At 68.2% G+C, this 25,773-nt stretch carries 12 protein-coding genes and 2 pseudogenes; 9 read left to right on the plus strand and 5 right to left on the minus strand.

Annotated features, from left to right (window positions below; genetic code table 11):
• Positions 1–445: 445 nt before the first annotated feature.
• From ABZT93_RS14450 to ABZT93_RS14460, 3 genes and pseudogenes are all read right to left on the minus strand, one after another.
• A pseudogene (locus tag ABZT93_RS14450) lies at positions 446–3,822 on the minus strand (AAA family ATPase).
• A 100-nt stretch (positions 3,823–3,922) separates the two neighbouring features.
• Positions 3,923–4,291: a hypothetical protein gene (locus ABZT93_RS14455; protein ID WP_356103697.1), complete on the minus strand. Its 369-nt coding sequence runs from the start codon at positions 4,289–4,291 to the stop codon at positions 3,923–3,925.
• Positions 4,291–6,756, minus strand: a complete 2,466-nt coding sequence (locus ABZT93_RS14460) for an AAA family ATPase (RefSeq protein WP_356103699.1) — start codon at positions 6,754–6,756, stop codon at positions 4,291–4,293. The genes ABZT93_RS14455 and ABZT93_RS14460 overlap by 1 nt, the downstream gene beginning before the upstream one ends.
• A 346-nt stretch (positions 6,757–7,102) precedes the next feature.
• Between ABZT93_RS14460 and ABZT93_RS14465 the strand changes: the two genes are divergently transcribed.
• The 5 genes from ABZT93_RS14465 (at position 7,103) to ABZT93_RS14485 (ending at position 17,403) form a co-directional block, all read left to right on the plus strand.
• Positions 7,103–9,340 carry an N-6 DNA methylase gene (locus tag ABZT93_RS14465; RefSeq protein ID WP_356103702.1) on the plus strand — a complete coding sequence of 746 codons (2,238 nt, stop codon included), beginning with the start codon at positions 7,103–7,105 and terminating at the stop codon, positions 9,338–9,340.
• A 90-nt stretch (positions 9,341–9,430) separates the two neighbouring features.
• The gene (locus tag ABZT93_RS14470; RefSeq protein ID WP_356103705.1) at positions 9,431–11,440 is read left to right on the plus strand and encodes a class I SAM-dependent DNA methyltransferase; all 2,010 of its coding nucleotides are present in this window, start codon (positions 9,431–9,433) and stop codon (positions 11,438–11,440) included.
• Positions 11,441–11,487: 47 nt separating this feature from the next.
• Positions 11,488–12,732, plus strand: coding sequence for a restriction endonuclease subunit S (locus ABZT93_RS14475; RefSeq protein WP_356104241.1), 1,245 nt, complete (start codon positions 11,488–11,490; stop codon positions 12,730–12,732).
• A gap of 22 nt (positions 12,733–12,754) precedes the next feature.
• Positions 12,755–15,952, plus strand: a complete 3,198-nt coding sequence (locus ABZT93_RS14480; protein ID WP_356103708.1) for a type I restriction endonuclease — start codon at positions 12,755–12,757, stop codon at positions 15,950–15,952.
• 143 nt (positions 15,953–16,095) lie between these two features.
• Entirely contained in the window at positions 16,096–17,403 is a 1,308-nt protein-coding gene (locus ABZT93_RS14485; RefSeq protein ID WP_356103711.1) for a hypothetical protein, read from the plus strand.
• A gap of 99 nt (positions 17,404–17,502) precedes the next feature.
• Here ABZT93_RS14485 and ABZT93_RS14490 read toward each other — a convergent pair whose 3' ends face one another.
• Together ABZT93_RS14490 and ABZT93_RS14495 are read right to left on the minus strand one after the other, a co-directional pair.
• Entirely contained in the window at positions 17,503–17,703 is a 201-nt protein-coding gene (locus ABZT93_RS14490) for a DUF397 domain-containing protein (RefSeq protein ID WP_356103714.1), read from the minus strand.
• Positions 17,704–17,711: 8 nt separating this feature from the next.
• Positions 17,712–18,571: pseudogene (locus ABZT93_RS14495) on the minus strand (helix-turn-helix transcriptional regulator).
• A 161-nt stretch (positions 18,572–18,732) separates the two neighbouring features.
• Here ABZT93_RS14495 and ABZT93_RS14500 point away from each other — a divergent pair.
• From ABZT93_RS14500 to ABZT93_RS14515, 4 genes are all read left to right on the plus strand, one after another.
• Complete coding sequence (locus tag ABZT93_RS14500; protein WP_356103717.1) at positions 18,733–19,245, plus strand: ATP-binding protein; 513 nt, start codon at positions 18,733–18,735, stop codon at positions 19,243–19,245.
• Between the two features lie 82 nt (positions 19,246–19,327).
• A complete protein-coding gene (locus ABZT93_RS14505; RefSeq protein ID WP_356103719.1) occupies positions 19,328–20,914 on the plus strand; it encodes a protein kinase in 1,587 nt (528 codons plus the stop codon).
• 306 nt (positions 20,915–21,220) lie between these two features.
• The gene (locus ABZT93_RS14510; RefSeq protein WP_062025128.1) at positions 21,221–21,787 is read left to right on the plus strand and encodes a Uma2 family endonuclease; all 567 of its coding nucleotides are present in this window, start codon (positions 21,221–21,223) and stop codon (positions 21,785–21,787) included.
• A 413-nt stretch (positions 21,788–22,200) separates the two neighbouring features.
• Positions 22,201–25,665 (plus strand): type ISP restriction/modification enzyme, encoded by a 3,465-nt coding sequence (locus tag ABZT93_RS14515; protein ID WP_356103722.1) that lies wholly within the window; start codon positions 22,201–22,203, stop codon positions 25,663–25,665.
• The last annotated feature ends 108 nt before the right edge of the window (positions 25,666–25,773 follow it).

Below are 25,773 nucleotides of genomic sequence, written 5' to 3' on the forward strand. Positions count from 1 at the left end.
CGGCGGCGATCACATCGAGGGCTCGGACTCGGTTGTTCCAAGAAGGAACCTGATGGCTACTCGTTCGCTGGGGCCGAGGAACATCTGGCCGCTGACGCTCTACCCGGGCGGTGGGCGGGGCGGCACCGCGGAGGTGAGTTTCCAGTACCTGGCCGCACGCGAACCGTTCACTGACCGAGCACTGCGCGCCGAACTCCTCCCCCGTCTCAACGAATTGGAGGGCGTAGACGTCCCGGAGGGCAAGCTGGAGCTGGGCCCCAACATCCGTCTGTCAGTGCTGGAGAAGGACCGCACCGCGAACTGCTCGCCGAGACCCTGGCATGGTTCCGGGGCCGCTGGGAGGAGCGGGGCACGGCCTGAGGGCACGAGCACCGCTCCTGATCCACTTCAGGCACCCAAGGGGCGCACGACGAGCACGGAAGAATCGCGCTTCTGTCGAAAGTGGTTACGCCTCTCCGGAGCCCAGGGCGGTTTCCGCGTCGTGGCCGCCCCAACTGTCGGGGGTGCGCCACAGGACCTGAACCCCGAAGACACCGAACACGGTGTCGGCCGACCAGTCCTCGGCGGGCGGTTCGGAGAGCACCAGGTAGAGGCGGTCGGCAGGAGCGGGCAGGGTGTGGTTGATCTCCAGGAGGCGGGTGGCTCCCGCGCGGAGGTCGGCGTAGGTGGAGCGGCCGGCACCGAGAACCTCGTAGAGGAAGTGGCCGTCGTCTGCGATCCGGCTGACGTCGACGACCGGGGAGTCGGTCGGCTGCAGGTCCTCCCAGAGCAGGGCGGCCTTGAGAGCATGCCGCACCGCCTCGTGCTTTCTGCACGTGCGGTCGGCGGTCGCCGCGCTCTCCAGCGAGTGCAGAAGCCCCTGCGCTGGCGCGGGCGTGGCGGGCAGGTCTTCGGCGGGGGTCACGGGCTCGGTTTCCTTCTGCTCGGACTGCTGTTCAGCGGTGGCGGGTGCGTCGTCGGTTTCGGGTTCGCCCGTGGCGACCCGGCGCTGAAGGGCCTCCCGGGCTTCGTGCAGGGCCTGGGCCCAGCCGGCGCGTGCCAGATCCGTCAGGAGACGGTTCACGTCCGGGTCGCCGTCCTTGAGCATGCGGTTGGCTTGCGCCGCGAGGTCGCGCAGGAGGCTGAGACGGTGCTTGTCCGGGGATCCGAGCACGCGACGCACGTCCACCCAGTCCGCCTGGTCGCGGCGGAGGACGCGGTTGGCCATGCCCTTGAGCTCGGACAGACGATCACGAGCGTTCTCCGGAACGGTTCCGTCACCGTTGGTCAGTTCGTCGAGAACGCTGAGCGCCGCCAGGTAGCGTTCCGCCATTCTCGGCGATATGGGCTGGCGACCGCGCTGGTCCGCGGTGAGCAGGCAGTGGTTCGTCTCGTGGGCGAACACCCAGCAGTCCAGTTCGTCTCCGGGGCGCGGGAGCACCGAGCCGTGGCGGACGGTCAGGACCAGAGGGATGTCGATCCTGGGAGACAGGGCCTCGGCCTTGTACCGGCCGCCGGGTGCCCGGCCGGTCACGCGGACTCGGACGTCCGTACCGATCTCGGGGATTTCACCGTCCGCCATGCCCGGTTCGCCTTCGGTGGGTGCTCGTTCGGTACCGCCGCCGTCGGTGCTCGTGAGTGCCTCCGGGAGCGGAGACGTGTGCAGGACGGTCAAGCTCTGGGTGCTGCGGGTGAGCGCGACGTACAGCTGGCGCAGTCCGGCCGGGCCGCGGTCTGCGATGGTGGCGGGTTCGACGACGAGCACATGGTCATACTCCATGCCCTTGGCCTGGGCGGCAGCCAGCACGGACACCGCCTCGCGTCCCTGCTCGGTGATGCCCTCGGCCAGGTCCAGCTGGCGGCTGATCTCGTCGAGCCAGCCGGAGTCGTCGGGGACGATGACTGCCACGGAGCGCAGGGTCTGTCCGTCGCTGGTGCCGATGAGGCGGGTGGCTTCCGCCACGGTGTCGTCAAGGAGCTTCCACGGCTCCGTCGCGACTGTTCGTACGGCGTCCTCTCCCGCCGCACGCACGGCCTGCGGGTACGGCAGCGTGGGGGCGACGGTATGGGCCAACGGGGCGACGAACTCCATGATTTCGGCGGGCACGCGGTAGCTGGTGTTCAATTCGGCCACGCGCCAGTCGCCGTGGTCGGACAGGAGGGTGCCGAGGCGGTCCCAGTCGGTGTGGGCGTGGGGGCCGGTGGCCTGGGCGAGGTCACCGAGGATGGTCATGGAGCCCTGCGCAGCGGAGCGCCGTCGCAGGGAGCGGGCTTGCATGGGTGTCAGGTCCTGTGCCTCGTCGACCACGATGTGCCCGTACCGCTGCGGCGTCTCCCCGGTGATGAGATACCGCAGTTCTTCGAGGCAGACCCGGTCGTCGAGCGTCCAGGGATCGGCGTCGGCCGTGTCGGCCCGAGGACGGCGCAGAGCGGCCTGCTCTGAGGCGTCGAGAATGCCCTCGGCGCAGGTGCGCAGGAGGTCTTCGGAGTCGTAGAGGGTGCGGAGGGCTTCCCTGGCGCCGGGCGAAGGCCAGACACGTTCGATGAGGCGCTCCACCTGACGGTTGCGTTCCAGGTCGCGGCGGATCGTGTCGTCGCGGCTGCGGCGAGGGGCGACGGCGACGAGTTCCCGCAGCAGGCGGTCGACGAGCAGCCCGCGGAAGCGGTCGCGGCGCTCACGGTAGGAGCCGTCGCCTTGGCGCACGTCTTCGAGGAGCGAATGCATCTCGGAGCGTGGGACGCGCAGGGTCGTGCTGCCGACGGTGACGGTGAGCTCAGGCTTGGCCCCCTCGTAAGAGGCAGTGGTGGTGAACTCGTCGACGGCCTCGGGACGGCACTCGATCTCGACGCGCCGCCGCAGGACGGCCGCCATGCGTTCATCGGACTTCACCATCCGCGCCGTGGGGGTGTCGGTGCCGAGGATCTCGCCGTCCCACAGGCGCGTCACCTGCACGGCGTTGACGTTCCGGGTGCCGAGCGTGGCAGCACCTGGCTCACGTAGTCCAGGAACCGCTGATGGGGGCCAATGACGAGGATGTCCTGGGCTTTAAAGTGCTCGTTGTTGACGAGCCAGGTCACGCGGTGCAGGCCCACTGCCGACTTGCCGGTACCCGGGCCGCCCTGGATCACGAGGATGTCGGAGGGCGAGCCGGTGACCAAGGCCATCTGGTCGCGACGGATGGTCTCGACGATGTCCCGCATGCTGCCGCTGCGCGAGCGCTGAAGCTCACGCAGGAGGAAGTCGTCGGGCTGCTGGGGCCTTTGACGATGGAGGCGGGCGACGTCGGCGGGGGTGAGCACGCGCGGCCGGGCCACCACCTGCCGCTGTGCGTCGGTGGCCGGGTCTGCCGCCGATGAACCCGGATCGGCGTCGTCCACGGCCGGCCGCGGGGCAGGGACGGCGACGGAGATGTCATCGGCATAGCCCTCAACGACGCGCTGCGTGCAGTGCAGCCGCCGCCGCAGCAGCACCTCTCCCGGAGCGTCCGGCAGCGCGTCGAGCCACTTCGTCGCCAGCGCGTTGGTCCACTCCACGACGACGGTGTCGCGGGTACTGACGTCGGGCACGGCACGCCGGCCGATGTAAAATTTTTCGGGCTCCCCATCGGGGCCGTCCTGCACGTCCACCCGGCTGATGACCAGCGAAGCGTTGCCGAGACCTCCGTACGCCGCGGCTTGCTCCTCGGCCACAATCCGGTTGGCGACGCTGTCCTTGCCGCTGGCGGAGGCCATGGCGACCGAGCCCCCGGTCATTTCGGCCAGCCGCTCGGCATAGCAGTCGTAGGCGCGGTCCACCGCCTTCTGCTCGACGGCGATGATCTCGTCGCGCGTGCTGGTGCCCATGTCCATATCCCCTCCCCTTGCAACACCCCGGAGGACGCTGCGACGGGCATACGCCCGGCCCCGTCGAAATAACTATCAGAGACCTGCTGCTAACAAACAGTCAGATGGTCAGCGTCCCGACCAGCTCGCCGACCTCCGTCCGCCAAGCCCGAACCTGGTCGTGCGTGGGGCCGATCTCGTACTGGTGGTAATGGCATCCCAGGCAGAGGTGCGACCAGACGGCGTTGGCGCGGCGAGCGGTCTCCACCGCGGTGTAGCACTGGAGGCACAGCAGCTTGGCCCGCATCGTGGTGTCGGCGAGCCCTGGCACCGCAGCGTCGAGCACGCGGTCGACGGAGAGCTCCAGGGCGGTCCGCAGAGCGAGGGAGGCTCCGCGGTGCCGGCCGGCGGCCGTGGCGGCCGTACGGGCGGCAAGCAGCTGATCCGCCGTCAGCAGGAGCTCCTCGACCGAGGTGGTGGGAGTGCTCATCACGCGGTCACCCCCGGCTTGCGCACCTTCTGCGCCATGATCTCGATGTCGTCCACGAAGCGGTGGGGGTCGGTGATCTGCGCTCCCGTGGCGTGGGCGCCGTTCTGGCACTCCTTGAGGAGTTCCACCGCACGCGGTCCGCAAAGGGTGCGCAGTTCCCGGTAGACGTCGCCGGTCCGGCCGGCGTCGCCGAACAGGGCCAGTGCCGCGACCTTCATGAGCTTGTCGGCGCTGCCGACGGCGGCCTGCAGCTCGTCCTCGGGCGCGCCGGAGCGGTGACGCCGGATCCAGGCGGCTTCGAGGAAGGCGTTCTCCAGCGCGATACGGCACAGGCTGGGCAGCACGTGGGTCCGTGCCGCCGACGGCAGGTCACCGGTACTGGCGAGGGCCCGCGCGTCGTCGAGTGCCTGCCGTACCGGGTCTGTCACCGGCTTGACCTTCACCTTGGACGACTTGGCCCGCTCGACCTCGAACACCGTCACGGGCAGACCCTGGCTGGTGAACGCCCGCTGGAGCCTGGTGTCGTGGGTGAACACGACGACCTGCCGGTGCTCGCCGAGCTCGTGCAGGACCTGGGCGAGTCCGTTGACCTTGGCGGGGTCCATGGACTGCACAGGGTCATCGATGACGATGAAGCCGAACGGGCTGTCGGCGGTGGCGGCCCGGGGCAGGAACAGGGACAGCGCGAGGGAGTGCTGCTCGCCCTGGCTCATGACGCCGAGAGCCGATGCCTCCTGGCCGTCGACGGTGACATCCATGACGAGCTTGCGAACAGTGGCCTTCTCACTGCCCTTCAGGCTCACGGCCTTGAGATCGATGTTGCTCTCCTGGCGGAGCCGCTCCCAGATGCGCTGCGACTGGTCGGCGAAGCCGTCCATCCGCTGATCCCGCAACTCGGCGGCCAGCGCCTTGATCCAGGTGCTCGCCTTCCTGACGTCCCGCAGCCGAGGCTTGTTCGCCTCCACGGCACGGGCCCTCTCCGCCCAGCCCGCCAGGCGGGTGACAAGCCCGCGCCAGCGTTCATCCCGCTTCTCCAGTTCCCTGGCGGCGTTCTCCTTGACGGCGGCGCAGGCATCGGCCAGGGTCGCGGCGGCCTCGTGGGCGCGCTGGGCGAGTTCGCCGGGATCACTGATGGTCCGGCAGGCTGTCCAGGCGCGCCACGGGTCCGCCAGAGCGGCGGGGATCTGTCGGGGCGTGTCGACGAGGTCCTGCACGGCCCGCACGGCCGACCGGAGTTCACTGCGCGCGCCCGCTGCCGCCTCCGCCTCCTGCCGCAGTGCGGCGATCTGGGCGAGGGCGTCCGCGGCCCATGCCGCGTCCAGCATCCCGTCGGTCCCGCACACGGGGCAGGCGGCCGTGTCGGGGTGACGGTCGTGGTGCGCCACAGCCCGTTCGAGGAGTTCCGCACGCCGCAGGGCGTCCTCGGCGCCGGTGCCGCGCAGGTCCTCGGCATCGGCGAGAGCATTGCGCAGGCGGTCCAGGGCCGCGTGGACCTGCGCCATCTCGGGTCCCTGCACGTCGGCTTCGGCGCGCAGCCGGGCCAGCAGGCCGTCGTCCCCGGCGGCGGGCAGACCGGCGACGAGCGCTTCAACCGTCTCGAAGTCGGGCGTTCCCGCCGTGTCGACGGCGACGAGTGCCTGCACCGCGCGCTCGTCGTCCTCCAACTCGTACAGCGCCTCCTTGAGGCCCGGCAGCTCCGCCTTCACCGCCTTGTCCGCGTCTTCGAGGGCCTTGGCCTCCTGGCGGAGCCGGCCGTCGGCGGCGCTGAGCTGCCCCAGGCCGAGGATGGTGGCGATGGCGTCGTACATCTCGGAGGGCTTGCCACTGATCATGCGGTCGAGGTCAACGTACGACAGGAAGGGCCGGAAGTCCCGCAGGGCCTGCTTCCAGTCCGCCTGGTCGAGGGGTGCGCGGCCGTGCCCGGGTCGCTTGAGCTCGGCCCGGGAGGTGTCGAAGTCGTCGCTCTCCCAGGCGCGGGTGAGGGTGCTGCGGCCGGTGTCGCCCTCGACGGCGAGCTTGACCTCGATCTCCGGCCTGCCGTCGGTGTCGTGGAGGTTGCGCCAGTTGCTGCTGCGCATCGCATGCTGCCCCTGCCAGCGTGCGTTGACGCCGGTGAAGGCTGTCTCGATGGCCTCGGCGATGCTGGACTTGCCGGAGCCGTTGCGACCCACGACCAGGTTCACGCCGGGTCTGGGGCTGAGCTTGAGCCAGGCGCGCGGTCCGATGCCACGGAACCGGGCGACGGCGACGGATTCGAGGTAGATCCGGCCGACAGAGGAGGTCCCCCGGGGCTCGCCGTTGCCCAGGGCCTCCCTCAGGAGCACCTTCACGGGCTCGGTGAGCGCCTCCTCCGCCAGGCGGGCCTCCACCAGATCGGCCACGGGCACGGGCTGGTCGGACGAGGCCGGATGGGCGGGGCCGGTGGGGTGGTGTGCGTCCTGCCGGGGCTGTTCCGTCACGGTCATACGGGTTCCTCCCGTGTGTGCGGTGGGTGGCAACTGCGGTGCGGAATGGACGCGGAGTGGACGGCCCCGAGGTATGGCATTGCGACGAACGAAAAGGGACCGGGAGAGATTGAATGCGGGCGCGGTACGGCGCCAGGACGCTTCACGGTGAGGTTGCGGAGTCAGGGTCATGCTTCCATCCGGAAGCGTGGCCAGATAAGCATAGCCCTGAAAGCACTGTCAAACAACTTGACGAACTTGACGGCTGTTGTAACGTGTTAACCGTCCCTATCCGACTGGCCCGAGAGGTGCGGAACTCCACGCCATGCCCCAGCAGCCACCAGCCCGACCGGCGCCCTCCGCACACGTGACAGCCGCCGAGATCTCCCGCATCGCAGGGGTCACACGCGCCACCGTCAGCAACTGGCGCCGTCGCCACGACGACTTCCCGGCACCCAGCGCAGGCACGGAAGCAAGCCCGCTCTACGACCTGTCGGCCGTCCAGGCATGGCTGCGAGGACGCGGGCACACCTCCACCGCCTCCCCGACCGAGGAGCTGCGGACGGCACTACGGCTGCTGGGGCCTGGCTCGGGGGTGGCCGCGCGACTCTTCCCGCTGGTGGCTGCCGCGTCCCGCCGCACGAAGGAGGAGCTGGCCGAACTAGCCGCCCTGCCCGACGACCAGCTGATCGCCCGGGCGGACAAGACCGCGGAAGAGCTACCGACCGCCGTGCCGGAAGCCGAGCCGGTCCGCTACGGCCCGGACGACGCGAGCGCGGTCCGCGCGCTGCTGGGCTGCGTGCGTGAGGCGGGCGCCCAAGCCGCCCTCGACGTCCTCGCCGAACGCGAACTGGACGAGGGCGCCGCCTCCGGGGTCTACCAGACCCCGGAGGGTCTGGCGCGGCTCATGGCACGGCTCCTGCCCGCGGGCGCGTCCCGTGTCCTCGACCCCGCCTGCGGCAGCGGAACCCTCCTCGCCGCCGCCGCCCGGCAAGGCGCGCGGGAGCTGTTCGGGCAGGACTCGCTCCCCGTCCAGGGCCAACGCACCGCGGTCCGGCTACTGATCGCCGTACCCGAGGCCGAGACGGCGATCCACATCGGCGACAGCCTGCGCGCCGACGCCTTCCCCGACCTCACCGTGGAGGCCGTCCTGTGCAACCCGCCGTTCGCCGACCGCGACTGGGGTCACGACGAGCTGGCCTACGACCCGAGGTGGGCGTACGGGGTCCCGCCGCGCTTCGAGTCCGAACTGGCCTGGGTGCAGCACGCCCTCGCACACCTGGAGCCCGGCGGCCACGCGGTCATGCTGCTGCCGCCCGCGCTGGCCTTCCGCTCCTCCGGCCGCCGTGTCCGCGCGGAACTCATCCGCGGCGGGGCCCTGCGCGCCGTCGTCTCGCTTCCGGCGCGTGCCGCGTATCCGCTCCACATCGGCCTGCAGATCTGGGTGTTGCAACGTCCCGAGCCGGGCGGCACGGACCGTACGACGGTGCTGTTCGTCGACGGGGAGGGCGAGCAGCGGGACGGCGCTACAGGCACGCCGTCCGCCACCGGTACGGCGATGGCGGGTGCCGGCTCCCGCGGCGGCTCACGCTCCCGCCGGTCCGGCCCTTCCGCTTCCGCCGCCTCCGCCCCCACCTCTTCGGCCTCCGCCGCCACCTTCGACTGGGAAGGGCTGTCGGAGCGGGTCCTCGGCCCCTGGGGCGCGTTCACCACCGCCCCCGACACCTACGCCGACGAGCCCGGCGTCGCCCGCGCGGTACCGCTCGTCGACCTCCTCGACGACGTCGTCGACGTCACCCCGGCCCGCCATGTCAGGGCGACCGCGGCCGACATCGACCCGGCCGCCCTGACACGGCGCGTCCACGACCTGCACGACCAACTAACCGAGCAGGTCGCCGCCCTGGCATCCGCCTCCGCGTCCGGCGGCTGGCAGCCGTCCGGAGCATCGGCCCGCGAGTGGCGTACGGCGACCGTCTCCGACCTGGCACGCGGCGGCGCCCTGACCGTGCTGCGGGCGGCGCCGCCCGGCACCCGCGGCTCCAAAGGCTCCGCCGCCCCCGCCGTGGACCGGCCGGTCCTCACCGCCCAGGATGTCGCCACAGGAAACCCCCCGTCCGGCGGGGCCATGGACCTCCACGCCGACGCCGCGCAGCCCGTCGCCGCCGGGGACGTCCTGGTACGAGCCGTCGCGGGCAGCGGCAAGGAGTCCGCGATGACCCGGGTCGCGGACGACCGGGACGCCGGAGCCCTGCTCGGTCAGCACGTCCATCTCCTGCGCCCCGACCCGGCCCGCCTCGACCCGTGGTTCCTGGCCGGGTTCCTCGGCGCCGACGACAACATCGCCTCCGCGTCCACCGGCTCCACCCTCGTGCACGTCACACCGGGCCGCCTGCGCGTACCGCTGCTGCCGCTGAAGGAACAGCGGCGCTACGGGGAGGCGTTCCGCCGGGTGTACGAGCTGCGCACGGCCGTCCGCCGAGCCGCCGACCTCGCCGCCGATACCGCGGCCACGCTGACCACCGGCCTCACCGCCGGCGTACTCCTGCCACCGGACACCCCGGGCACCCCGAATACGTCGGGTGCCCCCGACAACCGTTCTGCCTGAAACGCCCCACACGTCCTACCGCACACGACCACACTGGATCCCTGCCGTCCCACACCCGGACGGCGCTCTTCGGAAGGAAGCCGGGACCTCTTGAACAGCAGTAAGCACACGGAGTTGGCGAACCACGCCTGGTCCGTCGCCGATCTCCTGCGCGGCGACTACAAGCAGTCCGACTACGGCAAGGTCATCCTGCCGTTCACCGTGCTGCGTCGCCTGGAGTGCGTTCTGGAGCCAACGCGCGAGAAGGTCGTCGAGACCGTCGCCAGGTTCGCGGGCCAGGACATCGACGCCGGCCACTTCCTGCGCAAGGCCTCGGGTCACTCCTTCTACAACAAGAGCGAGCTCACGCTGCGGAAGATCGCGGCCGACCCGCAGAACGCGGCGAAGAACCTGCAGATCTACGTCGGCGCCTTCTCCGACAACGCCCGTGAGGTCCTCGACAAGTACGAGTTCAACCAGCAGGTCAGGAAGCTCGACGGCGCGAACCTGCTCTACCGGGTCATCGGCAGGTTCACCGACCTCGACCTGCACCCCGACGTCGTGCCCAACCACAACATGGGTTACATCTTCGAGGAGTTGATCCGCCGCTTCGCCGAGCAGTCGAACGAGACGGCGGGTGAGCACTTCACCCCGCGCGAGGTCATCAAGCTCATGGTGAACCTGCTGGTGGCGCCCGACGCGGACGCCCTCAGCCTGCCCGGCGTCGTCCGCACGGTTATGGACCCGGCCTGCGGCACGGGCGGCATGCTCAGCGCCGCCGACGACCGCATCAAGGCCCTCAACCCGGACGCGACGGTCGAGGTGTACGGGCAGGAACTCAACCCCGAGTCGTGGGCGATCTGCCGGTCCGACCTCATGATCAAGGGCCAGGACCCGGAGAACATCCGCTTCGGCAACTCCTTCTCCGACGACGGCCACGCCCGCCGGAAGTTCGACTACATCCTCGCCAACCCGCCGTTCGGCGTGGAGTGGAAGAAGGTCAAGGAGGAGGTCGAGTACGAGCACAGGTCGCTCGGCGACGCCGGCCGCTTCGGCGCGGGTCTGCCGCGCATCAACGACGGTTCGCTGCTCTTCCTCCAGCACATGATCTCGAAGATGAAGCCGGTGGACGTGAACGGCGGGGGCGGCTCCCGCATCGCCATCGTCTTCAACGGCTCCCCGCTGTTCACGGGCGCGGCCGAGTCGGGCGAGTCCAACATCCGTCGCTGGATCCTGGAGAACGACTGGCTGGAGGCCATCGTCGCCCTCCCGGACCAGCTCTTCTACAACACCGGTATCTCGACGTACTTCTGGATCCTGACGAACCGTAAGGACAAGGACCACAAGGGCAAGGTCGTCCTGCTGGACGCGCGCGACCAGTGGGTGAAGATGCGCAAGTCCCTCGGCGACAAGCGCAAGGAACTGGGCGACGGGACGAACGGCCGCCCCGACCACATCGGCGACATCACGCGGCTGTACGCGGAGGCGTTGCAGGTCGTGGGCGATGCGGACCACCCGCTGCACGGCAAGGTGAAGGTCTTCGCCAACGAGGACTTCGGCTACCAGCGCATCACGGTGGAGCGGCCGTTGAAGCTCCGCTTCGAAGTGACGGAGGAGACGTTGGCGGCGTTGGCGGAGTCCAAGCCGGTGGCCAAGCTGGAGCGGAGTGAGGAGTTCGTGGCGGCGGTGCGTACGCTGCTCGGCTCGTCCTGGGCAACGAAGTCCGATGCGTTCATCGCCCTCAAGGACGCCGTGGTCGCGGCCGGCCTGACGTGGCCCTCGGGGGCGCCGTTCGCGAAGGCGGTACGGGAGACGATCGGCGTCCGGGACCCGGAGGGCGAGGTCCAGAAGGTCAAGGGCGCACCGGAGCCGGATACGGACCTGCGGGACTACGAGAACGTCCCGCTCGGCGAGGACGTCGAGGACTACCTCAAGCGTGAGGTACTGCCGCACGTCCCGGACGCGTGGATCGACCACACGAAGACGAAGATCGGCTACGAGATCGCGTTCACGCGGCACTTCTACGTGTACAAGCCGCCGAGGCCACTGGGGGAGATCGATGCGGAGTTGAAGTCGCTGGAGGCTGAGATTCAGGCGCTGTTGGGTGAGGTGACGCAGTGAACTCTGCCCCTACTCAGTCTGCAAGAGCTGTCGACTGGCTGACTAACGTGCGGCCAGGTTGGTCAACAACCACTCTCGGTCGAGTCGGACGGTTTCACATGGGCACTACGTTCCCGCACGCCTACCAAGGAGCCACGCAGGGAGATTTGCCGTTCATCAAAGTGTCCGACTTTCCTCGCGCTGACCGTCTAGGTGTACTCGACGGGGCGAACAACTGGGTAGACCGTCGAACGGCCCGCCAACTCGGGGCTCGCATTGTCCCCCGAGGCAGTATCCTGTATGCGCGAGTAGGCGCTGCCCTGCTCCTCAATCAACGATGCATCGCCGGTCGCAATTGCATTGTGGACGACAATGTTCGCGCGTTCGAGCCACATTATGGCGATCCCCGCTTTTGGCGCTACCTCATGCTGCTACTGGATATGGCAAAAATTACCAACCCCGGTCCGGTTCCGTCGGTGAGTGAGCGTCAAGTTGCCGCCTTGCCAGTTCCTCTGCCGTCCGCAGAGGAGCAGCGCCGCATCGCCGACTTCCTCGACGCCGAGACCGCCCGCATCGACCGACTCACTTCCATGCGAGACCGGCAGTCAAAGTTGTTGGACGACCGTCGGCGGAGCCAACTCTCTGAGCTTGTTGCAAGCCTCACGCAACGATTCGGCTCTATTCGCCTACGCCACATGTCAATGAGAATTGAGCAAGGCTGGTCTCCCCAATGTGAGGATCGCCTCGCAGAATACGGCGAGTGGGGCGTCGTGAAGGCTGGTTGCGTCAACTCAGGGCGGTTCGATCCGATCCAGCACAAGGCGCTTCCTGCTGATGTGGAACCACGACGAGAGTATGTGCTCAAAAGAGGCGATCTGCTCATGTCGCGCGCGAGTGGCTCCATCGACCTCATTGGCAGTGTCGGCGTCGTTGGAGAAATCAGCGACAACCTACTGCTCTGTGACAAGGTATATCGGATCAGACTGGACTGGACGAGGGCGCAAGCTGACTTCGTGGCTCACGTACTCCGCGGCCACCAAGCTCGGGAGCACATCAAGATCGGAATTTCCGGAGCCGAAGGGATGGCCAACAACCTCCCGACCAGCGTTGTCAAAGACTTGCTCCTGCCAAATGTCCCTGTGAGCAAACAGGCATCCATCTCGGACTCCCTTCATCTGAGTGCCGAGTCAGTTGCACGCGCTCGAGAGTCACTGCATCGCTCTGTTCAGACTCTCACTGAACGCCGCAAGGCCCTCATCACCGCCGCCGTAACCGGCCAGTTCGATGTCTCCACCGCCAGCGGACGCAACTAATGGACGGAGTCACCGCGTAGTCATGAGTTCCATCCACACGGAGTCCGCCTTCGGTGACGCGATCGTCGCCGCCATGGTCGAGCGTGGCTGGCGCGAAGCGCGCCCGCAGGACTACCGGGCCGATCTCGGCCTGGACACCAACGAGTTGTTCACCTTCATCGGGGCGACCCAGCCCGACGAGTGGAGCGAGCTGCTCACCGTCTACGGCGGCGACCCCAACGAGGCCCAGCGCGGGTTCGCCGGCCGCCTCGACCAGGCCATCGCAACCAACGGGCTCCTCGACGTGCTCCGCAACGGCGTCAAAGACCGGGGCGTTCTCCTCCGCGTCGCGTACTTCAAGCCGAACCTCGTCGCCCACGACTCCGTGTTGGACGGCTACCGCGCCAACCGTCTAACCGTCGTCCGCGAACTCGAGTACGCGACCAAGCAGGCCGACTGGGGCAACCGGCTCGACCTCACCCTCTTCCTCAACGGAATCCCCGTCGCCACGGCCGAGTTGAAGAACCCGCTCACCAAGCAGGGGGTAGAGCAGGCCAAGGAGCAGTACCGCACCGACCGCGACCCGACCGAGCTGATCTTCACGCGCCGGGTCGTCGCGAACTTCGCCGTTGACCCAGATCTCGTCTTCGTCGCCACCCAGCTCAAGGGCAAGAACACCCGCTTCCTCCCCTTCAACACCGGCTCCAACGGCCCCGGTCAGCCGGGCGGCGCAGGCAACCCGGCCCCCACTGCCTACGGCACGTACGCGACCTCGTACCTCTGGGAGCACGTCTGGCAGCCGGACAACTGGCTGGACCTACTCCAGCGGTTCGTGCACCTTCACAAGAGCAAGACGCCCGGCGGCGGCACCACCAAGACGATGGTCTTCCCCCGGTTCCAGCAGTGGGACGCGGTCAAGAAGCTCACGGCGCACGCCTCCACCCATGGTGCGGGCCACGACTACCTCGTCATGGCCTCGGCCGGCTCCGGCAAGTCGAACACCATCGGCTGGCTCGCGCACCGCCTCAGCGACCTGCACACCCCCACCGACCCCCGCGAACTCGACGCCGAGGCCATGGCCAAGGGCCTCAAGCCGGGCGTGCCAGTCTTCGACAAAGTCATCGTCATCACCGACCGTCGCAACCTGGACGCCCAACTCCGGGAAACGGTCGGCAATTTCGAGCAGACCGCGGGCCTCGTCGTGAAGATCGACGAGAAGCACGGGGCGAAGGGCGAGCAGCTCGCCAAGGCCCTCTCCCGCGACACCGGGAAGATCGTCACGGTCACCCTGCACTCGTTCCCGGCGCTGATCTCGTACATCGAGCGTAACCCCACCGAGATCCGGGGCAGCCACTTCGCGATCATCGTGGACGAGGCGCACTCCTCGCAGTCCGGCGACGCCGCCAAGGACGTACGGGCCGCTCTGCGCGATCTCGGCCTCGACTCCGACTCGGACGACGCGGGCGCGACCACGGTCAAGGCCGAGGGCGCAACCCTGGACGAGCAGCTCAAGAAGCGGGCCGAGCAGCGTTCCCGCGCCGCGAACCTCTCCTACTTCGCGTTCACCGCCACGCCGAAGGCCAAGACCCTCGAACTCTTCGGCACGCTCCAGGACATCGACGGCAAGGCGACCTACCGGCCCTTCCACACGTACTCCATGCGACAGGCGATCGAGGAGGGCTTCATCCTCGACCCGCTGCGCAACTACGTCACGTACAACACGTACTGGAAGCTGGTGAACCAGAACCCCGACGAGCGGGAGGTCGACCCGTCGAAGGCGAACAGTCTGCTCGCCCGGTACGCGCTCACCCATGACTCGACGGTCGCCCAGCACGCCCAGGTGATCGTGGAACACTTTGTGGCGCACAGTCGGGGCCGCCTCGGCGGGCGGGCCAAGTCGATGGTGGTGAACCGCTCCCGGGAGTCCGCCGTACACATGGCGCGCGCCATCAAGAGCTACATCAAGGACCGGGGCTACGACACCAAGTACCCCGACTTGGGTGTCCTCGTAGCCTTCTCCGGATCGCTGACCGTCGACGGCGAGGAGACCACCGAGCCGAAGGAGAACGGCGGGCTGTCGGAGAGCGCGCTACCGAAGGCGTTCGCGTACACGCGCGCAGACGACAAGGCCGCCCGAGCCGGTGGTCCGGGCCAGCGCGAGTACAAGATCCTGGTCGTGGCGGAGAAGTACCAGACCGGCTTCGACCAGCCGCTCCTCACGACGATGTACGTCAACAAGTCACTGACTGGCATCTCCGCCGTCCAGACCCTGTCCCGGCTGAACCGCACCGCCGAGCGCAAGACCCAGGCGGACCTGGCGGTACTGGACTTCGTCAACGACGCGAACGACATACAGGACGCCTTCCGCCCGTACTTCGAGGAGGCGAACACCCTCCCCTCCGACCCCAACCTGCTCTACACCGCGCAGAGCCGGGTCATGCAGGCGGGGATCCTGTCCGGGCAGGAGATGGACGAGTTCGCCGCCGCGTACTTCGCCGCCAAGGAAAAGGCGGCGGGCTCACAGTCCAAGTGGGAGAAGCTGCACGCCGAGCTGTACCGGCTGCTCTCCCCCGCCATCGCCCGCTTCACCGCTCTGCAGGACAGCGAGGACGAGGACGACCAGGAGACGGCGGAGGGCTTCCGCGCCGACCTCAACGACTACGTCAGGAAGTACGGCTTCCTCGCCCAGATCGTCCCCTACCGGGACGCCGAGCTGGAGCGGCTGCACCTCTACGGCCGCTACCTCCTCAACCTGCTGCCGCGTCGCGCGGACGGCGGCGTGGACATAGGCGAGGTCGACCTCAGCCATATGCGGGTGGAGAAGACCGGCGAGTACGACGTCTCCCTCACCGCCGAGGGGCCGACGACGATGAAGGGCTTCGGCGACGGCTCGGGCGGTGCGAAGGAAGCGGAGAAGTCGCTGCTCTCGCAGTTGATCGACAAGTTCAACGAACGCTTCGGCACCGAGTTCACCGAGCAGGACGTCATCCGCCCGTTCGAGGAGGCCAAGGCCGACCCGAAGGTGCGAGCGGCGGCCGTCGTCAACGACGAGGACAACTTCGGGCTCGTCTTCGACAACGTCTTCGCGGACAAGATGGCCGACCACATCGACACCATCGCGGGCATGGGCCGCCAGTACTTCGGCCCCGACAAGGGCTTCAAGTCCAGCTTGGACCGCAGTGCCCGCAAGGCCGCGTGGCGGATGATCCGCCGCGAGGAGGGCCTGGACGACGACGTCTGATCCGCACGCCCCGGCTGGACATGCCGGCCGGGGCACCCTTTGGCCTCGATTCGCCTGCGGCCCGGCGGTCGTAGGTACACGAGGTTCATGCCGTTTTTGTCGGACGTCAGCCAGAGGCTGTTGTTGGAAAACAAGGGGAGACAATGAGTGACGACCGCAAGGCAAGCGTTCCGGTGTGGACGCTGGCAACCGGTGACGTCCGGGTGCCAGGGTTGACCGCGGGCGAGTCGATGACGGCCGAGCGCCTGGCTGAACTGCGCGGAGTGCTGGCCGTCCTGGCCGACGAGCCGATCGTCACACTTGAGGTACATCCGCTGCCCGACAAGATCGACCGCGGCCGTGGCATCCCGCTCGACGCCGCGAGTCCCTTGGCGCAGCACCTGTCACAGTTCATCACGCAATCGACGCGAAGTTCCCTTACGGCGGCCAGAGCGACCGCTTCCGGCGAGAGTCTGTATCGCATGGTGGTCCCGGCGAAGGTCGCCGCCCAGTTCGGGCAGGGCATCGTTCGCCCGATGGCCTCGAAGGCGGCGACCGGCGGCATCCACAGTGCACTCATGAACTCGACGGGCATCGCCGCCAATGCGACGTTCGTGCCAGTCGGTAAAGCCGCAGCAGCAGGCGCGGTCGGTGGAGCCGGTGCGACAGCCGGTGCCGTGGCCGCCGGCGGCACGGCGCTCACCGTGGCCGCTCCGCTCGTGCTCATGGCCGTGGCGGTGGGGGTGAGCGCGCACGCCGACCACAAGCGCCAGCAGGCCATTGAACACATCACGGAACTGCTGGAGCAACTTCAGGAGGAGAAGCTCGACGACGAGCGCAGCGAACTCGACGGCTGCCGCGACGCCATCGACAAGGCCACTTCCATTCTGCTCGACCAGGGCAAGCTCGGTGTCTCGCTGGGACTCGACTCGGCGGTGCATGCCATCAACACAGCGCTGGGCAAAGCCGACGGCCGCCTTGCCCGATGGCAGAGCGCGCTCGACAAGCTGCCAGAGGGCGAGGCCGTCGAACTCGGCACGTTGACCAAGTCGTTCCCCGGCGTCGACGACCATGGCGGCACGTTCCGCACCCACCTCGAACTCGCTTCCCTGGCTATCACGCTGAAGCGGCGGGTGGTCGTCCTCCAGGCGGTCGACCACGCCCAGAGCGACCCCGGCAATCCGTTCGAGAACTTCACCCGCGCACTCAAGCGCGATCAGCAGCGCCTCGACGAACTGGAGTCGAGCATCGCCGGTGTCCTGGTACGCCTGTCGGCACTGGAACTGGCACGCCCGAACGGTTTGCGACCCGTCTTCACGACCGGTGAAGTCGATCGCCTCTTGAGCGCGGCACACCGGATTCACAAGCTGGGCGACGGCGTCACGGTCAACAGCCGCACGACAGACGTGGCGATTGAGATTGCCCGTGACAAGGGCGGCTCAGTGGTCGTGTTCCCTGCGCTGCCCGCGTAGGCGTAAGCGCGCTCGCACAGCCCCCGTTCGCGTCGCGGGCGGTGGTGTGGCCCAGCCGCCTGTGCGACTGGGCCACCACGGGGCTTACGAATGTACGGCTCAGATGGTCTGGTCGGCCGCCAGCCCGACGAACCCGGCCCACGCCTGGGGGGTGACCGTCAGAACCGGTCCGGATCGGATCTTCGAGTCCCGGATGTGTACGGTTCCGGCGGCGTCGGCAACCTCGACACACTCCCCGCCCTCGCCACTGCTATAGCTGCTCTTGAACCAGGCTGACTCCGGCACAGTCGGCTCAGGCATCTGGTTGCTCATTTCTCTCCCAGCAGTTCCTCGACAAAGGCCAGCGATTCATGAGGAGTCAGCGCCTGAGCCCGGAGGATCCCGTACTGCTCCTCGATCTCCCTGACGGCCGACCTGTCGGTGTGGAGGCGGCTGTCCCGCTGGACCTCAACGTAGGCCATCCTCCGCCCGTCGCGGTCCTCGATCAAGGTGAAGGGTCAGCCAGACCGCAGTGCTCCGTGCGCTCGTTGGGCATGATCTGGACCTCCACGTTGCGCCGGTGCGCGTGCAGCATGATCTGCTCAAGCTGTCCTTGCAGTACCGCCCAGCCGCCGATGGGACGTCGAAGTACCGACTCCTCAATCACGAAACTCAATGTCGGCATCGGCCTGCGGGAGAAGATCTCCTGTCGGGCAAGCCGGGCTGCGACTCGTTGCTCGACAGTGTCTTCGTCAAGTAGCGGGCGCCGCATGGCGAACACGGCGCGCGCGTACTCGTCGGTCTGCAACAGGCCAGGAACGGCCTGGGCCGCGTACACGTGGAGAGCCACCGCCGTCGACTCCAACCGCGCCATGTCCCGGAAGAACGCCGGATACTGTGCCCGCGCCACCTCGTCCTTCAGCGCCCTGAGGACGCCCCCGGCGTCCAGTACCTCGTCCGCGCGGTCGATGAACCTGGGTGAGGGAATCCGCCGCCCCTGCTCGAAGGAGGCGATCGACTGGCCCGCGTACCCCGTGAGCTTCCCGAACTCCGGCCGTTCCAGGCCCACTCGTACTCGCAGCAGTTTCAGCTGCCGCCCGAACGCCGTCACCACGCCCGATCCCGGCTCGTCCTCCGGCCGTGGTCCGGCGTCTTCCCGCTCGCCCTCGCCCTGCTCCACCGACTCCATCGGCGCCACCGCCTCCCCGGCCCAGTTCCCCGGCCCAACGCGCCCGCCCCGAGCCGGTCACGCGGCGCGCCTCGTACACGTCCCGCTCCGTCGCGTACAACCGGCACGCGGCGTAGCGTCACCACTGGTCACGCTACGCCACCGCCGGGACCGTTGAGGGCATGAACAGTGAGATCACTCCCCTCTTCCGTTCCGGCGAACCCGCCGCCCCCGCGCAACACTTCGCCATGCGGTTCAGTTCCACCCCGCGCGGCGCGCGGCTCGCCCGGCGGCTTGCCGGGCAGCGGCTCGACGCGTGGGGCATCCCCTACGACTGCGACACGCACCACGCGCTGACGCTGATCGTCGCCGAGTTCGCCGCCAACGCCGTCCTGCACGGCCGGGTCCCGGGCCGCGACTTCCACCTCTCGCTGGCCCGCGACGCCACGACCGTACGGATCGAGGTCACCGACACCTGCACCGAAGACGTACCGGTCGTGGCGACGCCCCCGGACCTCCGCGACACCGGCCGCGGCCTGCTCCTGGTGGAGCACCTCGCCGACCGCTGGGACTGGCATCCGCACCGGAGCGGCCCCGGCAAGACGGTCTGGGCGGAGTACGTCCTGCCGACGGGATGCCGACCGGCCGCCGTACGCTCCTGCCCGTCGTTCACCGCCGCGGCCGTGCCCCTGTAGCACCGCATCCGCTGGACGGCAGATCGGCGCAGCGGTCACACTTGCCCCCTGACCGTGACTGTTCACGCACACCGGGGGCAAGGTGCCGCAGGAGGCGATCTCCGACCGTTACGAACTCCTGGAGGAGCTCAGCCACGGCGGCATGGGCGACGTGTGGCGCGGCTACGACGCCGTCCTCGACCGGCCCGTCGCCGTGAAGCTCATCCGGCAGGCGTCGGTCACCTCCCCGCAGCTGGCCGAGGAGTTCGCCAAGCGCTTCCGTCGCGAGGCCCGCATCACCGCGCGTATCCAGCACCCCGGTGTGCCGCAGGTGTACGACGCGGTGCTCGACGCGTCGTACGAGCGGCTGTTCCTGGTGATGGAGCTCGTCGACGGCGTACCGCTGTCCAGCTACCTCGACCCCGGCCGGCCCCTGCCGGTCAGCTGGGCCGCCGCCGTCGCCGCGCAGGTCGCGACCGTGCTGTCGTACGCGCACGACGTGCCGGTGATCCACCGGGACCTCAAGCCGGGCAACATCCTCGTCGCCCGCGACGGCACGGTGAAGGTCCTCGACTTCGGTATCGCGGCGATGCTGCGGACGGACGTCACCAAGCTGACCGCCACCGGCAGCCCCATCGGCACCCACCAGTACATGTCGCCCGAGCAGGTCCGCGGCGGACGCATCACCCCGCAGACCGACCTGTACGCGCTCGGCTGTGTGCTGCACGAACTCCTCAGCGGACGGCTCGTGTTCGAGGCGGAGAGCGAGTACCTGCTGATGTACCAGCACGTCAACGCCGCCCCCACCCCGCTGCGACAGCTGCGCCCCGACGTCCCCGAGGCGCTGGAGGAGCTGGTCCTGCACCTGCTGCGCAAGGCGCCCGAGGCACGGCCCGCCGACACACAGGAGGTGTACGCGCGGCTGCTGCCGTTCCTCCCGCCGCCGGGCCAGGAGCCCGGCACGGCGGACGCCGGGCCGACCGGCGCGCCCGACCCGACGGACGTGTTCCGTCGCCCCTTCGCGCCCCGCGCCCGCGCCCAGGCCCCGGAGCCCGGCGGTCCGGCGCCGACGGCCGTCCTCCCGGGGGCCCCGCCGGTGCCCGTCCCCGCCCGGCTGCGCGAGGACATCAAGGAGGCGTACGCCCAGTCCGACGCCCTGCTGGAGGAGGAGCGGTTCGCGCAGGCCGCCGAGGTGCTCGGCGAGGTCATCGAACCCGCCGCCCTCGCCCTCGGCTCCGAGAGCAAGCAGGTCCTGGCGCTGCGCCGCCAGCGGGCAGCGATCCGCCTCCTCGGCGGCGACTACCGGACCGCCCTGCCCGAGTTCGACGCCCTCGCGGACGCGTACGCCCGTATCGCCGGGCCCACCGGCGAGCAGGCCCGCGCCTGCCGCGCCCAGGCGGCCCGCTGCCGCGCCGAACTCGGCCAAGTCACCGACGCGCTGGCCGCACTCCAGGGCGTGCTGCACGTCGTGCGGGCCGTCGACAGCGACGTGAGCGAGGAAGCCGTGGAGCTGCGGCACAACATCGGGATGCTGCTGCTCGCCCAGGGCCGGACCGCCGACGCGCGGCAGGTCCTCGAACCACTCCACCAGGACATGTGCATGGTGTTCGGCCCGGAGGACGAGATGACCGTCGAGATCGCCGAGGCGCTCGCCGTGATCCGCCTTGACCTCGACGGTTCGGCTTCCTGACCCGCTTCCTCCAGAAGCAGCATCGCCACAACCATGCTGCTCTGCGGCCGAGGGTTTCGCGACGGTCACGTCGCCGGGTAGTTCAGCGCTCCCCGGTGTGGCCGTCAGGGCAGTGGTGCCGCCGGCCGTGTTCCGATCCTCTGGCGACGAGTCCACCGCGCCGGTTTCCCACTTGTCGTGGGCTGGCTGGTCGGATGTCGGCCGACGGGAGGGAGCCTCAGCGAGATCAGCATGCCGGAAGGACGGCAGACAGTACGCTGAATCCAGCGGGATCGGGCCCGCAGCACAGTGTCCGGGAGGTGCTTCATGACGGCCGAGATGGTGGCCCCGGCGTGGATGCATGAGCAGATCACGGCGGAGGAGTACGACTCCTGGTCCGAGGAGCAGTGCGCCGGTATCGAGGTCGTGGACGGGATGGTCGTCGTGAGTCCGAGCGCGTCCAAACGGCACAACCGGCTCGCTCGGATTCTGGCGAACGCCCTGGATGCCGCCGCGGGCCCGGAGTGGAACGCGGACACAGACTTCGATGTCCGGCTTCAGGACGTCCCGCTCACCAATCGCCGCCCGGACGTCGTCGTGTACCGCGCGGACACGATCGACATCACCCCCACCCGCCCTGAGCACGTGCTGCTGGTCGCGGAGGTGGTGTCGCCGGGCTCGGAGACCACCGACCGGATCGTGAAGGTCGACCAGTACGCCAAGGCAGGCATTGCCTTCTACTGGCGGATCGAGCAGGCCGTGACAGGTGTCCCTCTCGTGTACACCTATGTTCTCGACCCCGCGACGAAGACCTACCGGGACGGAGACGTCTTCACCGGCGTCCTCAAGGTCGCGGCCCCCTTCCCGGTGGAGGTCGACCTCGGCCAGGTCTGACCATGCGCTGCTTGGCAGCCGGCGACGCCTGAGCGATGCGCGAGCGGACTGCCCGATACAGGGCGGCATGAGCCGGATCAAACGGCTCGCCGCGCGGTTCTGATCAGGGAAAACAGCACCGTACGGCAGCGCCAGGCAGCCCTCGTCAGGGATTCGATCCCACTCCTAAAGCAGGTGTCGCAGGTTCGAATCCTGCCGCGACACAGACAAATAGCTGTTCAGAGGCCCTTCCATCCAAGATCACGGAAGGGCCTCGCCCCTTCCAGAACCCGTGCAGTGCGCGGAGGAGGGGGCGTTGTCGCAGGCCCGCCCTTGGCTATACGCAGCCTTGAGACCCTCTCGACGGTCGGTGATGTTGCACTTACCGTGTGTTGAGTTGGATACCGGGGAGTGTGCTGGCCTCTGGGGGCGGGATGCAGCGCAGGGACGGGTTTCGGCGGATCATCAGCGAGTTCGGTGCAGCGTGCAAGCAGGCATTGCTCCATGGGCAGAAGGAAGCCGCGATCCGTCGCGCCGTGGAGACGCTTCTCGTCGATGCGGCGAACGTGTTAGGGCTACAGGCCGTGCTGCATGCCGAGGTAGCGATCGCCGCGCACCGTATCCGCCCCGACCTGGCTGTGCGGATCGGGAAGTTATCTCGCAACATCGTCGGCTACGTCGAGCTGAAGAGCCCGGACAAAAGCGTGATTCATCCTGGCGGGCTGAACCAACGTGATCGACGGCAGTGGGAGGGTATGGCGAAGCTCCCTAACTTGATCTACACCAACGGCCAGACCTGGATCATGTATCGCTCAGGTCGACAACACGGCGACACCATCTACCTCGAAGGCGATCTGCGTACTGCTGGATCCCGTCTGCGGCTACCGGCAGCCAGCGAAGCCGCCTTCGAATCGATGCTGACAGCGTTCTTCAGTTGGCAGCCGCATCCCCTGACATCGATGCGGGAAGTTGTCGCTCAAGTAGCCCCGCTGTGCACACTCCTGCGCGATGCTGTCCACGACCGGCTCGACGCCGAGGCCAGCCTCCCGCGCCACCGCCGTCCCTTCACTGACCTGGCCTCCACTCTCGAAGTCGATCTCTTTCCCACCACCGATGACCGGGACAAACGCGCGGCCTTCGCCGACCGCTACGCCCAATCCGTCACCTTCGCACTCCTGCTCGCCAGCTCGGACACTGCCGATGGCCACGACAGCTCACTGACCAAGATGAGCCTGCATGAAGTCGGCCGCCGACTGGGAGCGGAGCATTCCGTCATGGGGCGCGCTCTGCAGATCCTCACCGACCAGGTCGAGGGAGAATTTCGCGACAGCCTCGACATGCTCGTTCGCATCATCGACGCCATCGACTGGCGGAGCGCCCTGGCCAGCGAACCCGGTTTCCACATCCACCTTTACGAACACTTCCTGCAGGAGTACGACCCCGACCTCCGCAAGGACTCCGGCACCTACTACACCCCAGCGCCGCTGATGGAGGAGATGATCCGCCTTGTCGACGAAGTATTGATCACCACGCTGGGCTGCCCAGACGGTTTCGCCGACCCCGGTGTGTCCATCATCGACCCGGCCATGGGTACCGGCACCTTCCTCACTGGCATCATCGACCTCGTCGCCCGCAAGCAGTCCGAGGGCGGCAACGACGGCTTCCGCGCCGAATCCGTCCAAGAACTCGCAGGCCGACTGATCGGCTTCGAAAAGCAGATGGGCGCTTTCGCCGTTGCTCAGATGCGCGTCGGGCAGATGCTGCGCTCTCTCAACGCACGTGTCCGGCTGCGCGACATGCGCCTCCATCTGGCCGACACCCTTGCCGACCCCTGGCGGCCGAGTGAACTCTTCACCCGCTACGGCGCCCTGTGGGGTCCCTTGCGCGACGACGCTGAAGCTGCCAGCTTCATCCAGCGCGAAGGCCGCATCACTGTCGTCATCGGCAACCCTCCCCACCGCGAACAGGCCGAAGGCCAGGGTGGATGGATCGAGAATGGCTCACCAGACCGAGGCACTCCACCGCTGGACGCCTTCCGGCTGCATGGTGCGGCAGGGGTGTACGAGAACAAACTGAAAAGCCTGTGCACCTACTTCTGGCGCTGGGCCACGCACAAGGTGTTCGACCAGTACGACGACCACCGTCACGGCGTTGTCTGCTTCGTCAGTACCGGCGGGTTCATCCGCAGCGCCGGCTTTCAGGGAATGCGCTCGTACCTGCGCCGCACTTGCACCGAAGGCTGGGTCATCGACCTCACTCCTGAAACGAAGAGGCCCCCGCTCAACAGCCGCTTTTTCCCCGGCGTCCAGCAGGAATTAGCCATAGCAATTTTTGTCCGCAAGCAAGGCGAGCGGCGCGATCAACTGGCCCCTATCCACTACACGGCTGTCCATGGCACTCGCCGGGACAAGGAAGAGCAACTGCACGACTTGCACATCAACGGTCCCGACTGGCGCACTTCCCGGCCCGTCGAGCACGCCCCCTTCACACCCGCCTCGCACAGCGGCTGGGATGCCTTTCCCGCTCTCACCGACCTCATGCCCTGGCGGAAACCGGGCATAAAGCCCAACCGGAACTGGGTCTTCAGCCCATCCAAAACCACCTTGCGCCGACGCTGGGACCGCCTCGTCCAGGAACGTGACCTCGTCACACGAAGGGCACTGTTCAAAGAAACCCGCGACCGCACCTTGGACAAGGAAGCCCTCCAGATACCCGGTCACCCCCACCCGCCGACCCTTCTGCGCGACGAGCACAACCCCTGTCCTGTTCCGATACGCGTCGCCCGCAGAGCCCTGGACCGCCAATGGCTCATCCCCGACGGGCGCGTCATCGACCGTTCCCGCCCGGAGCTGTGGCAAGCCGCCGTTGATGGCCAGGTCTTCATCGTCGAACAGCACTCGCAACGCCTGCAGACCGGCCCAGCGCTGCTCTTTACCGCTCTCATCCCTGACATGCACTACTTCAACGGCAACGGCGGCCGTGTGCTGCCGTTCCTGCACGCAGACCGCACCCCCAACATCGCGCCTGGGCTGTTACATCACCTCGCCAACTCCTACGGTCTCCAAGAGATCATCCCGGTAGAACTGCTGGCCTACATCGCCGCCGTCACCGCCCATCCCACCTTCACCGAGCGCTATGCGGACGACCTCAACTCACTCGGCGTACGCATACCTTTGACCGCCGCCAGTGGCCTGTGGAGGGAAGCGGTCAACCTGGGACACCACATTCTGTGGGCCTCCACCTTCGGAACACGAAGTATCAGCCCAGGTGACGGCCGCCCCGCAGGCACATCGAACTGGTGGCGAGACCTGCATCCCGAGATCACATACGCCCGACAAGTCGCGCCTGATGGGCTCCCCTCCACGATCACCTACGACTCCGAAAACGAGCATCTGATCATCGAGGGGGGTGTCTTCACTGGCGTCACGCCGCGCATGCGCAACTACACCACCGGCGGGCGTAACGTACTGGACAGCTGGCTCGCGTATCGCAGCACCCGCAGTGCTGGCAAGGTGACCAGCGAACTCGATCGCGAGCGCCCAGAGTATTGGGAGCACGAGTGGAGTCGGGAACTCGTCGAGATCCTCGCCGTACTCAGTCACCTGACTGCTCTGGAGCCGCGGCAGGCAGAGTTACTCGACCGCATAGTGACCGCCCCACTGATCGATGTGGCTGAGCTAAATCGACGCCGCATCCTCCCGGTGCCTGAGCACGCCAAGAACGCTCGCACCGGCCCGGACCACGCGTTTCTGCCCGGACTTGAAGCAGTCGATGGTCAACCTCCTGGACCTGTCGAGCCTCTAACGCCGCCCAGCGACTCCACGGGTGACGCGGCACCCGGCCGACACTCGCCTGTGCGACCCGGCCCTCATGCCCGACGGCACCGCGGTCGGGCCTGATCTACGCATAGGGCAACTGCTCCTCGCTCAGCGAAAGGACTGCCCTGCATGCGCAGTGAGCACTTGCGCGGTCGCCTCAGTCAGAAGCTGGAAGCGCGCAGACACGGC

It is taken from the genome of Streptomyces sp. NPDC005303 (assembly GCF_040607335.1).
Classification (GTDB): Bacteria; Actinomycetota; Actinomycetes; order Streptomycetales; family Streptomycetaceae; genus Streptomyces.